This window comes from Xenorhabdus szentirmaii DSM 16338 (assembly GCF_002632585.1).
Classification (GTDB): domain Bacteria; phylum Pseudomonadota; class Gammaproteobacteria; order Enterobacterales; family Enterobacteriaceae; genus Xenorhabdus; species Xenorhabdus szentirmaii.
Genome location: NZ_NIBV01000001.1, coordinates 907,136 through 919,419, shown reverse-complemented (window position 1 = coordinate 919,419; position 12,284 = coordinate 907,136). Strand labels below are relative to the sequence as shown.

The 12,284-nt window shown below is 43.8% G+C and carries 7 protein-coding genes and 1 pseudogene; 3 read left to right on the top strand and 5 right to left on the bottom strand.

Annotated elements, in window-relative coordinates:
• Positions 1–67 precede the first annotated feature (67 nt).
• Positions 68–1,003, bottom strand: a complete 936-nt coding sequence (locus Xsze_RS04345; protein ID WP_209435294.1) for a LysR family transcriptional regulator — start codon at positions 1,001–1,003, stop codon at positions 68–70.
• A 194-nt stretch (positions 1,004–1,197) separates the two neighbouring features.
• Here Xsze_RS04345 and Xsze_RS04340 point away from each other — a divergent pair, with 194 nt between their 5' ends.
• Positions 1,198–2,649 (top strand): flavin-containing monooxygenase, encoded by a 1,452-nt coding sequence (locus Xsze_RS04340; RefSeq protein WP_038239752.1) that lies wholly within the window; start codon positions 1,198–1,200, stop codon positions 2,647–2,649.
• Positions 2,650–2,758: 109 nt separating this feature from the next.
• Here Xsze_RS04340 and Xsze_RS23090 read toward each other — a convergent pair whose 3' ends face one another.
• Entirely contained in the window at positions 2,759–2,893 is a 135-nt protein-coding gene (locus tag Xsze_RS23090; RefSeq protein WP_280113409.1) for a hypothetical protein, read from the bottom strand.
• A 1,320-nt stretch (positions 2,894–4,213) separates the two neighbouring features.
• Between Xsze_RS23090 and Xsze_RS04330 the strand changes: the two genes are divergently transcribed.
• Positions 4,214–5,026 (top strand): DUF817 domain-containing protein, encoded by an 813-nt coding sequence (locus tag Xsze_RS04330; protein WP_407078817.1) that lies wholly within the window; start codon positions 4,214–4,216, stop codon positions 5,024–5,026.
• 44 nt (positions 5,027–5,070) lie between these two features.
• On the opposite strand, the gene Xsze_RS04325 is transcribed toward Xsze_RS04330, so the two are convergent.
• Together Xsze_RS04325 and Xsze_RS04315 are read right to left on the bottom strand one after the other, a co-directional pair.
• Positions 5,071–5,631, bottom strand: coding sequence for a rhomboid family intramembrane serine protease (locus Xsze_RS04325; RefSeq protein ID WP_038239758.1), 561 nt, complete (start codon positions 5,629–5,631; stop codon positions 5,071–5,073).
• A gap of 358 nt (positions 5,632–5,989) precedes the next feature.
• On the bottom strand, positions 5,990–6,937 hold the full coding sequence (locus Xsze_RS04315) for a hypothetical protein (RefSeq protein WP_038239760.1): 948 nt from the start codon (positions 6,935–6,937) through the stop codon (positions 5,990–5,992).
• A gap of 107 nt (positions 6,938–7,044) precedes the next feature.
• On the opposite strand from Xsze_RS04315, the gene Xsze_RS04310 reads away from it, so the two are divergent.
• Complete coding sequence (locus Xsze_RS04310; RefSeq protein WP_038239762.1) at positions 7,045–7,287, top strand: hypothetical protein; 243 nt, start codon at positions 7,045–7,047, stop codon at positions 7,285–7,287.
• Here the strand turns inward: Xsze_RS04310 and Xsze_RS23185 are convergent.
• Positions 7,263–12,205 (bottom strand): annotated as a pseudogene (locus Xsze_RS23185) (DNA repair ATPase). The gene Xsze_RS04310 and the pseudogene Xsze_RS23185 sit on opposite strands and share 25 nt — an antisense overlap.
• Positions 12,206–12,284: the final 79 nt, after the last annotated feature.

Below are 12,284 nucleotides of genomic sequence, written 5' to 3'. Positions count from 1 at the left end.
TTTTGAATTTAAAATTATGCTTATCATTATTTTATTGAAAGTGATTTTGATATAAAAATGGGAAAATCTACTGATCAGCATGAATTATTTTCATACCCTGTTTTATTGTTCTGTCCAGATGAGACTGGATTAAAGGAAAGCAAATCTCTCTGAACCATTGATGTTCTGGATCTTGGTGATGTTTGGCGTGCCACAGTAAGTAGTACCTATGTGCCTGAACTTCAAAGGGTAAGCGCTTTACCCGCAAATCATGATGTTGGGCGAAATCCGCAGCGATATGAAGTGGTAGGGTTAACAAGGTATCTGTCTTTAATAATAATTCTATAGCAGATTGGAAAAATGGAACGGTGGCGAAAATATGACGTTTTAGGTCCATCATCGCTAACTCATGATCTACAGGGCTATTTTTATCTCCGCCCCCGCTGATCAGGATATGCCGCCCATTGATATAATCATCAATCGTCATCTCTTTATCAGAGTGGGCTGCGGTATTTCTGAATACAACAGCCAGTTGATCTTCTGCCATTAACTTACCGTATAAATTATCCGGTATCGTATCAGCAATTGTCGTGACTAAATCGATATGTTGTTCGGCAAATTTATTTAAATTTTCTTTATGCCACAATGTATATTCAAGGCTTGCATTAGGTGCATCGGTTTCAATGCGGTGAAATATAGACGGTAAAATGGATTGGGCAACATAGTCACTGGAAGCTAAGGTAAATACCCTTTTGCAAGAGCCTGGCTCCATTGATTCAGGGGCATATAAATCATCTAATTGCTGCATCAAAATAGGAAGTTGCGCTTTCAGTTTTTCTCCTTTTTGGGTGAGGATGAATTTATTTGCTTCTCTCACAATAATTTTGTCATGAAAGTCTTCACGGAGCTGATTCAATGTCTTGCTCATTGCAGACTGCGTGACATTTAATTGCTTTGCGGATTCAGTCAGATTCAGTGTTTGCAGTATTGAAACTAAAGCAGGGAGTAATTTGTAATTATTCAAGATGCCATTTCCATGAAGAATCATGAGATTATGATAATAAATAGATATCATTAACGATTAAATTTCTTAGTGAGTCACCATAGTGATACTCCCCCCACATAAATGCAAATGGTTACCTCAGAAAATAAAAAATAATATAACAAATTACGTTGAATACTTGTTTGTTTAAAAAAGCATTTTGCAGGAGAAGTTATATGAATGACCATTATGATGTTTTGATTATGGGAGCGGGAGTTTCTGGCATTGGTATGGCTTGCCATTTAGCCAGAGAGTGTCCCAATAAAAAAGTTATTCTCTTGGAGCGTCGTCAGGCTATCGGTGGTACATGGGATTTGTTTCGTTATCCGGGGATTCGTTCAGATTCAGATATGATGACTTTTGGTTATAAATTCCGTCCTTGGACCGGGATCAGTGTGTTTGCTGACGGAGATTCAATTAAACGTTATGTGAATGAAACAGCAAAAGAATATGGGATTGATAAAAAAATACAGTTTGGTTTAAAAATCACTCATGCAGATTGGTCTGGCTCGACGGGTCAATGGCGTGTGACGGCGCTTGAGGAAGCCACGGGTGAAACCCATACTTTTACGTGTAATTATCTGATCGCGGCGACAGGTTATTATAACTATGATGAGGCTTATTTACCTGACTACCCAGGCATTAATGACTTTAAAGGGCCGGTGGTTCATCCTCAGCATTGGCCGGAGGAATTGAATTATAAAGGGAAGAAAGTCGTTGTTATTGGCAGTGGTGCTACGGCTGCAACATTAGTGCCGGCAATGGCGAAGGATACAGCCCATATCACGATGCTGCAACGTTCGCCCAGTTACTACTTATCTGTTCCTGAAAAAGACAAAATATCTCAATTTCTCGGTAAATTCATGCCGGAACGCTGGGTTTATACCATCAGCAGAAACCGTAATCTTTTTCTGCATCGTTTACTGTATAAAAGCAGCCGGCATGTACCGACCTTGTTAAAATCGTTCTTGCTGTCATCGGCCCGCAAAAGGGTTGGGCCAAATTTCAATATGAATCATCTGACGCCTAAATACATACCTTGGGATGAGCGCTTGTGCGTAATTCCTTCCGGTAATTTTTTAAAAGTCCTGAAAGAGGGTAAAGCCTCTATTGTGACTGATTATATTGAACGTTTTACTGAAAATGGCATCTTGCTGAAATCCGGTCAAAAATTACCGGCTGATATTATCGTTTCCGCCACAGGGCTGAAATTATCCGTCCTTGGTGGCATTGAAATTTCCATTGATGAGAAAAAATTACAGGGCAACGAACGTATGCTCTACAAGGGAACATTAGTCCAAAACATCCCGAATTTTGCTTATTTATTTGGTTATACAAACAGTTCCTGGACATTGAAAATTGATCTCTCTGCAAATTACGTTTGTCGTTTATTGCAAGAAATGGATCGCCGTGGTGCCAAGTCAGTTATTCCTTGCGCCCAATCGGATGAAATGCTGAAACATGAAAATATTTTTGGCGAGTTGCAGCCGGGTTATGTTAAACGTGCAGATGAAGGTCTTCCGCGTCAGGGAAGAAGCCCAAACTGGCATGTACCACATGACTATAAAAAGGATGTAGAGGTACTGATTAAGCAGCCAGTGGATGATGCAGCATTAAAGTGGACGTAATCACTGAATTCGATAAAGTATAAAATTAATTATCATGAATTGATGTCAGGGCGCTTTCGGCTGTGGTTGAACACGATGATCAGCCTGTAATAGAACGGGCTGAAATCGACTAATCAGATTGGATCTGATTCAGCGCATGGCGAGCATGTGCCGCTTGAAGGCATTCATGAAGCATCTTGATGAGTTCTTCATCAGAAAGGCGTTTATTATTTGCTTTGAGCGTGCCGAAAAACTTGCAGACCATACGGTTTCTTTTCTTTTCTTTTGTAATGAAAATCCGCCGGAAAATGTTTTATGTATAATTTCCGGGTATTCCACATGATCGGCAGATTTAAGCATTAATACCTTGGAACCATTCATGCTGACTCAATCAAAATCGGCAATATTGTGAAGTGGATAAGCTTTCTTAAAGCCAATCCCGCTTATGGTGGCAGCAGTGAGGATGATGGCTTCATTTTGGCTGCGTTTTCTTATCATGAATGAACATAGGGCGACAAAACAGCGGCAATGAAACCTATCCATAGCCCTGAGAAATCACCCCTGATGAGAAGCTAAACAGCATAAATCCTATTGTTGCCGCGATAATAAGGGCCGTTGCTGATACAAGGATGAATGCCAGTTGCGTTTCAATACGCGCTTTCGTGGTTGGATGGGTATCTGTCGGGTGGGTTGCCCCGATTCAGGAATGCCATTTTTGCGCAGATTATTGATATTGCCATAATCCGGGGGCTTCTTCTGGGGTAACAGACTTACCTAAAAGGTGGGAAGCTGAAGGTTAGAACATGGCAAAACAGTATTTAAGTTTTGCTATGCCTTTGATAATGCACCGTAGGATTGCCAATCCACCCAGCAGCAATGACAATATGCTTCCCCCATGTGTTTATATATCATTTGTTTTTTATTCACTTGAACACGCTTATATCCTTCGTTTTTCAATCTGTATCTTGAAATGCATTGGCTATATAAATAATTTTTTCAAAAATACCGATAATATCTCTGGTTAACGCCCAGTGAAATTGATTTTTTAAGGTAGTGTGAAATAATTTTATTAATTTAGAGTAGAGCTGGTCGTTAAAATTTGCATATCATATGATTAAAAGTATCGTCTTTTTATTCTATTTTAGATATGAAAGTTTCTATGGTGAGAGTAAAAATAACCAAAGGTGACTTTTTTATAGTTTATTATTCATAATTCTGTGGAATGGGAATAATATAATATTCCTCATTATCTTAATCTGACGGTTTGTCATGCTTTAAATTACTATTAATCGAAATATCAATCATATAGTGTTAGAAAAAGTACATTAAATAAGGAATGCGTGATGCGGGCAGACAGGATGGTTTCTTTAAGCTCATCTTGGGCAGTAAGTCATGTACCCATCAAAAACGGTTAATTGTGTTGCTATTATGTCTGCTAGTGAATGGTTATTTAAATCCTGTTAGAATTCGCGGGATGAAATAAACATTATCGTAGTGAATTAACATAAAATAACACTAACAGGTTAATTGAATGGAAAGTAAGTACCTGAAAATTAATGTGCTACGCAAGATTGATGATTTGTTAATGGCTCATGAGCCGAATGGCAGCACAGGGATAAAGCGATTTATTTTAGAATTTCTTTTCTTTGGGTTGATTAATGCGCGATCGTGCTTATTTGCGGGTTTCTTTTTTTTGGCTTTATTTCTGGTTCCGACGAAGGGCATCTTAGGTATACCGCGTTATGATGTGCTACTCATATTTGCAGTCTCTTTTCAAGCATTCCTGATGTGGTCAAAACTCGAAACATGGGATGAGCTGAAAGCGATTTGCGTCTTCCACTTGGTGGGTTTCATCATGGAGCTATTCAAAACATCAGCAGCAATAAGTTCGTGGCAATATCCTGATCCCGCGCTGACTAAACTTTGGGGAGTCCCGTTATTCACGGGTTTTATGTATGCCGCCGTAGGGAGCTACATTATCCAGTCATGGCGCTTTTTTAAGGTACGTATTGAGCATTACCCGCCGTATTGGATGGCAACGCTGGTGGCACTGGCAATTTATATCAATTTCTTCAGCCATCATTATATTAGTGATTACCGCTGGTACTTAACGGCATTTATTTTTGGTTTGTATGCGCGTGGTACGGTTTTTTACACGCCATTGGATAAAGAACGCAAAATGCCGCTATTACTTGCTTTTATACTGATTGGCTTTTTTATTTGGCTGGCTGAAAACTTCGGGACGTTCTTTGGGATCTGGCAATATCCTCATCAGTTAGGTGCCTGGTCTGCTGTCCACGCAGGAAAATGGGGGGCATGGTCATTATTGGTCGTTGTTACCTTTACGATTGTTGTTCACCTTAAACATATCAAAGCGAATGTCGCCATCTCCCGTTAATGTTGTGAAATGGGAATACGGTAATATTCCCAATTCATCTCACATCAATGGTTCGTCATATTCCATTTTTTGGATAGCCAAGAGAAAGATAATCCTGCGATTGCACCAAAAATATGCCCTTCGGTTGAAATGTCTTCTTGTAATGGCAATAGCCCTAAAGCAATTCCGCCGTAGTAAATGAACACCAAAATGGCAAAGAATAAATCTTTCGCCCTTCTCAGAAAGTAAGCATTCGCCAGCAATAATCCCCACAAGCCAAAGATCCAGCCACTGGCCCCGATATGAATGGCGGTTCGGCCAAATAGCCAGACCAGAATGCCTTCCATAAAGATAATAAACAGACTGGCGAGCACATAGTAACGGATGGAGTGAGTCATCAGTAATGCGCTGAGGACTAACAACGCGGGAAGATTACTGAACAAATGCCCCCAGCTACCATGCAGGAAAGAAGAGAATGGAATGCCAATCAGCCCTTGGGTGTAACGCGGAATAATACCGAACTTATTTAATGAACCATAGGTTAAGGTATCCAGCAGCTGGATGATGATAAATATTGACGCGAGCCCGATTAGGATGTAAAGGCGTTTTTGTAGCCATATTTTCACTGTAATTATTACCTTGTCATTTAGACTTTATCCCCTTTGTCTTTCAAGTTGCCTCTTTGTTGGCTGCGTTCATTCACTCCGGCCACCATTTTTATAAACACACGGTTATCTATGCTTCCGGGGATGTCTGAGAGGCACCTGCCTCTCGACCCCTGGCCAGCCTTTGGCCGGGCAAATTCGTTCCCGACGAATTTGTCACTCTCTTGCCGCCGCGATGCAACTTGAAATCCATTGGGTGTTACTAAAAAGTAACGATTTTCCGAGGAAATTATTTCCTGTCAACCAGTTTCCAACATGCTGGTTTGTTGGGCTAAAGAGAGTGCTCATCTTTATTCTGACAACAATAAGTTCACTCAATCTATTGATTCAGCCACGGGGAATGGGTACTCCAAAAAATAATATTAACGCCCAGGTATTCTTCTGCAAATTTGATAAATTCTTGCTGAGTGAATTTCTTTTTAGTTTGAGGGTTTGTATAAGTGAGAGTGGGTTCCTGAATCGCCATTGCAACAAGAGCCAGTTTGTTTTTGTATTGATGGAAAAAAGGGTATGAATTTTTCATTTGTCCCTTCTTATAAGGAACGATATCAGGCCCTCCCAATCCAATATTGTTTTTCTGTGCAATCTCAAACAGGCGGGACATATAGTTATGGTCGTTATTCCATTCGCAGGGCCAGAAATTAACATATTGTACAACATACGATTTTTTAAAGACTTTTCTGGCAAATAAAATGTTATCGATAGTGGCTGAAAAGTATTTATCGCAAGTAAAGCCGGCATTTTCTTTTTTCAGGTCAATATCAATGGCTGTTTCAGGGAGATTAATGCCCGTGATTTTTCCATCCAATTCGGTAGCCAAGGCCGACAAAAGATGTTGATACCGTTCTCTTAATGCCTCATTCCACTGTGCCGCAGCCCAGCCTTGAGCAGGCGATTTACCTTCACCCGGATTGTCAGATTGCGCGATCAAACCGCCACGATATTGAGGTTCTTGCAATAAGTAGAGCGGAATGTTTCTGTGGGTTGGTTCAAAAAAACGGTCTTGGATCTGAATAAAAAGCTTTTTATTCATTTTGTTAAGTACTGATAGATCCTTTTTTATCGCGGAGAAATCATATTCGCCTTGTGATTTTTCCAATTGTTTCCAAGTATAGATTATCTGTACGCCGTTAATATCTGCTCTTGCAAGCAACGGGCCTAATTCTTCAAGTTCTCCTGAGGATGTATATAGATAATTTTGGGGAGTTACAGCCAGCGAGTTACCCCCATAAAAGCAAAAAATAAGAAAGATTGTAATAATTCGCATATCCGTGTCCTTTTCATGGTGATGCTACAATTTTTAGCAACAACAAAAGGCAACTATTCCCCGCAGGCATTGTTTTTTATCATGAATGTGAATTCAGGTGATCCTGAATGCAAGCGTTACAGTTGCCCATTGACGCCAAGATTATCGACGCTGCCTTGCACTCTGTAAATCCCCAACTTATTCCACAAACCAGCAGAATAAAAATCACCACAGCCGTAATCATTATTTCCATTTCTTTTTGTGGCCTTAACGAGTTTTTTAAACTATCAGCACCCAATTCCCCCGTTGTTTTCGACGGGGTTCTTGATGACATGGCTTTATTACACTACTTTGAATTCCCCAATGCCTGAACACTCTCAACTAAATCCGCGAGTTGAGCGACAACACGATCCCCAACATCTGCATTGTCGCCACCCAGCGCTTTATTGCGCATGAAATCGCGTTTGATTTGTTGCCAGCGCAGTGCTTCTTGCGGGGTCATTGTGCCGCGGATTTCTGCCAGTTTGAGGAGGTTTTCTTCCGCTCCGCTGGTCAGCAGTTGGGCTTCACCCAAATAGTGATCATCAATGATGCGCCGAATTTCCGCATCATTCATGACAGCAGAAACTTTTTCACTGAGCTTGTTCATATTGCGGTAGCTGCCCTGCAATTTGAATGGCGGCTCTGTCCGATATTTATCCGATTGCGCGGCGCTGATGATGTATTGTTGGTTCACCTTGAATACGATATCCCGCATCATCAGCAGGCGTTCAAGTATCGCGACGATTTCAGTGATCTCCGCTTCACTGTAAGGATAACTCAGTTCATTGGTGGAGAAGGGTTTACCCATCGCTTTGTCGATAAACCGGTACAGATCGTTCATATCGCGCAATGCCAGAGGCGCCAGTACCGGGTTTGATGTCAGGCTGTTCTCGATATAGCTCAGCGTAAATGCCTCTTCCATGCCGCCCAGCACTTCACCGAGGTTATAAATATCGGCGCGGTTTGCCAGCATATCCGGTATTTTGAACAGCTCACCAGATTCGGTATAAGGGTTGCCCGACATAACGACACAGAACTTTTTACCGCGCATATCATAGGTTTTTGTCTGGCCTTTCCAGACCCCTTCAATGCGCCGTGTACCATCACACAGGGAAATAAACTTTTGCAGGAATTCCGGATTGGTGTGCTGGATATCATCCACATACAGCATGACGTTGTTACCCATTTCCAACGCCAAATTCAGTTTTTCCAATTCTTGCCGGGCGGTCACATTTGGCGCTTGGGCGGGATCGAGTAACAAGACATCATGCCCCAATGCCGGTGCGTTGATCTTCATAAAGATCAAACCCAGCCGATTGGCGATATATTCCATCAAGGTTGTTTTGCCGTAACCGGGCGGGGAAATCATCAGTAACATCCCCATTAAATCTGTTCGCTTGCCCTCACCGAGAGCACCTATTTGTTTGGCAAGGTTGTCACCAATCAACGGCAGATAAACATCGTTGATGAGTTTATTGCGCACAAAGGAGCTGAGTGGCCGGGCTTTGAATTCATGCAGTCGCAGGGACTGGCGTTGCTGGCTTAAAACCTGTTGGCGCAATTCCTGATAATGATGGTAGGCAGGAATAAACACTTTTCGCTGGTTGCGCATTCGGCAGAAATAATCATCAAGGCTCAGGGTCAGTGTCTGGTTGACGATAGAAGGGTGTTCCCCGATTAAATCGGTGACGGTAAAGTGCAGGTCGGCCTCACTGAAACGCGTATTTATTGTTTTATCCAATAAAACCAGTGCCACGGATTCAGAAATATAACCTTTCAACGGCGCGAATTCAGACAAAGTACAAAGCCCGTTCAGCCAGTTTTCCACCAACATCCAGCGCTGAGCGAAACGTTGCCCGAGATTCTGCTGTGAGTGGTTGAAATCTCCCCACATATGGGCTTTTTCCAGTGCAGATTGCAACCCTTCCAGTAACGTTCTGGCATATTTGCTGAAATTGAATTCCACGGTGGCCCGGCTTAATGCCAGACTCAGATACTCCGCTGCCTGTGTCTGCTGGTAAGGTTCACACTTGAGCGGATGGCGTTCAAGGAACAGGCTGAGTTCCGCTTCAATTTCAGCCTGTAGATCCAGTAAACCGGCATCATTGCGGAAAAGCTGATAAATGTTGGTACAGGTACGGGCACGTTCAGGCCACAGTGCTGGCTGCTCTTCGTGTTGGATTTGTTCCCAGAAAAGCACGGCAATTCCTCTGGCATGAGGGTTGAAACGCAAAAGATCGGCGCTTTCTCCGACAGGAATGAGTTTACGCAAGATTGCGACGGCGTCATGGTCATGAATTCCTTTTTCATGGCCCTCTTTATAGCGGGGAGCGGCAAAATCACGCACGGTTTTTTCCAGCATATCTGGTTTGCTTAACAATGACTTAAGCCCGTCCAGCGTCAGGCTATCCAGCTCTTTACTGGCTGCGTAAATCATGGAATAAGCCAGATACTCAGCGCGATAGACCTGTGGTGATTCTGATTCAAGGGCTATGGACCAATAGGGTTTCAGTGACTCAGTTCTGGGCTGTCGATGGGTTCCTGATAATCCGTTCCGGTCAGGTGCAGATAGAGGTGATCGCCCCGTGGCAGGATTGTGAGATCCAGCTCTTGGGTATTGACGCTGAAACGGTGGCGCGGGCCAAATTTGATAACGTTGCCGCCATTTTCATAGATTTCTGTTTTGTCCCGCAGGCTGCGAATGGCCTGATCCCTCGCGGCCTTGAATTTGGCATCGATATCGTCCGCTTTTACGCTGTCTTTCAGTTCCCGTAAGCGTTCAATGATTTCACGGGTTTTCAGCGATAGGGTATCGGAAGCAAAGAAGGCATTCAGTTCATCGAGGGATGAAAATTTTGCTGTCCGGCGGATGATGCTGTCCAGCAAGCGCTCTGCCGCCACCTGCAAATTCTGGGTCTTGCGCTGACGCTCATCCAGCAGTGACTGTTTGTGCGTTTCAAAGGTTTCCAGCAGCTCTTCACGTTTGTCCAGAATGTCATTCAGGAACTCATCGTGATCACTGAATTGGGTTTCCAGCTCTTCCAGCTGGACTAACAGGCGGGAAAGTTGTTCATCACAACGTTCCGGATCGGTGGAGAGGGTCAGGGCATTGGTGATCCCTTGGCTGAACAGTTTAAATTGAGCGCCAAATTGGGCTATGGATTCAACTGCCCCTTGCTCTTTTCTGCGTTGTTGCAGTCTGGCCCGGGCTTGGTTCAGCAAGGCATAAATTTCGGAAATTGACTCGATGATGTGGGTTTGCTGGGTTGTGTCCTCGAATTTCAGTGAGGCCATCAGGTTCGACAGCATATCCAGATCGGCGGACATTTTTTCCATGCCTGCCAGTGGCTCGGCGAGCTGGGATCGGTTGGCGGCAACCTGAACCTGTTGTGCCAGTTCCTGTAATTGCAGGGTAAAAGGCTGTAATGCTTTTTCGCTGGCAAGGAATTCTGCGGTCGCCAGTGAAATGCGCTGCTGGCTGCCAGCCAGCTGCGTTTCCATTTCATCAAGGAGAGACAGGTCAATATAGCGATGATCGCGAAGTGTGATTAAGTGACCACGCTGGATGCTCAGGCTGTTTAAGGCGTCGATAAATTGATGCGTTTCTGTCCAGCTTTCCGGCAGCATCGCAGACAGCAATGCTTTCTGGCGCGATGTCGCTTCATTCATGGCGCGGGTAGACTGACGGCGGATGCTTTCTACTTTTTCGTATTCATCCAGAACCTTTTCACCCGTATTGGCAATCTCTTTCAACAATAAAGAGATATTCAGGCTTTGTTCGTCATTCAGCCAATAATAGATATCGACCAGACGGCGGGCATCCTGACAGAGTTTTTCGTAGAGCAGGGAGGAAATTTGCTGTTGTTCGATTTCCTTGGCGATATGGTAAAGGTCGGAAATCCCCCGAACCAACTCTGCATTGCCGATGCGCCCCAAAAAGCTGTTTTTTGCCGGCTGGCGGGCCGCATATTCGTCAGAATAGAACGGTGTTTGCCAGATTTGCATGGGATGAATGCGGGTCGGCTCTTCTGATTGCCCTTCAAACAGTACCATCTGACCGTTTTCCAGCATGGCATAGCCATGGCCAAACAGCGGATTTTGCAGTTTGCGTTCGATCAGGTTGTAATTGAACAGAGCCAGCCGTCCCCCTTTGGGTTCGTAAAAAATGTACATGACATCTTCGCCATTCGGAGAACGGCGAACACGGCGGAAACGCATGCCATCCATTGATTGGTCGAACGTTTTATATTCCCCATTTTGCAGATAATAGCCACCGGGAAAGATAATGCCGTGATCTTCCGGCAATTGAATGCAGGCTAAACCGATGGCATCAATACGTTGTACGGTCTGGGCCAATGTGTTGTAGACCAGATAACGCCAGGATTCTTCGCGATAAGGCCGGATTTTCAGCAAGATCAGGCTGCCGGTCTGAGCATATTCAATCTGGGCATCATCCAATGACTGGGTTTTATCCAATACGGATTCCCGATAGATCCCCAAACCATCTTCGGTGTTGTTTTCACATTTAATGGTCAGATCGCCGCCAATGGTTTCCACAAACACGGTATCCAGAATGTTCATATGTGGATAACGGCCATTCACGGTGTTTTCCCGCGTGGTTTTCTGCCATTCAAAATCATAAGCAGGGGGCAGGGCGATATCGCGTTCGCCGCGATTATCGATATAGGTTATTTCTGTTTTATCGCTGGAAATGGCCCAACGAAACACCCGGATATCCGTAATTCTTTCACCAATCTGGAAGCTGGCGAGAAGTTTGCCATCACGCTCAACCAATTCCAGCAATTGGGTGTTTTTGTAGTAAGTATAAAGCTCGTGGAAGTCTTGTACGAAGCTGGTGATATTGAGGAATGTGCCTGCCAGCGGAACGGATTCCGCATCATACTCGTCATTTTCTTTCTTGAGTTTGTACAGGGAAAACACATCTTCAACCCGTGTCTCTTTTTTTAAGCCGAGGAATACGTTGTAGCCAAACAGCAGCCAATTGCCGACGCGCACAATATCACGGGCAACACAGTTGTTTTCTGTCCGGATGCGGATGCGCCCGATAACGTCAGTTTGGTTTTTGCCGAATTCTTCCAGACGGCGTGTATTCAGCAAGCTGACTTTTTCATGCAGTTGCTGGCCTTGCTCAGACAGGCGATTGCGTAAGATATCGTAGGCACCGCCTTCTGCGACGGCATTATCCAATAATTCCTGTTCACGATTATTCACTTGGCTATCTGACATGGCGTATCACGTTTCCTTGCTCAAGATTGATTTTAATGACGTAAAAGCGGGTTTTGGGTGCACTGTACAGATATTCCGG

Bases quoted from the DNA above. Each gene is read 5' to 3' on its own strand.
- Xsze_RS04315 (WP_038239760.1), bottom strand. From the start codon at position 6,937: ATGCGAATTATTACAATCTTTCTTATTTTTTGCTTTTATGGGGGTAAC.
- Xsze_RS04310 (WP_038239762.1), top strand. From the start codon at position 7,045: ATGCAAGCGTTACAGTTGCCCATTGACGCCAAGATTATCGACGCTGCC.
- Xsze_RS04340 (WP_038239752.1), top strand. From the start codon at position 1,198: ATGAATGACCATTATGATGTTTTGATTATGGGAGCGGGAGTTTCTGGC.
- Xsze_RS23090 (WP_280113409.1), bottom strand. From the start codon at position 2,893: ATGGTCTGCAAGTTTTTCGGCACGCTCAAAGCAAATAATAAACGCCTT.
- Xsze_RS04330 (WP_407078817.1), top strand. From the start codon at position 4,214: ATGGCTCATGAGCCGAATGGCAGCACAGGGATAAAGCGATTTATTTTA.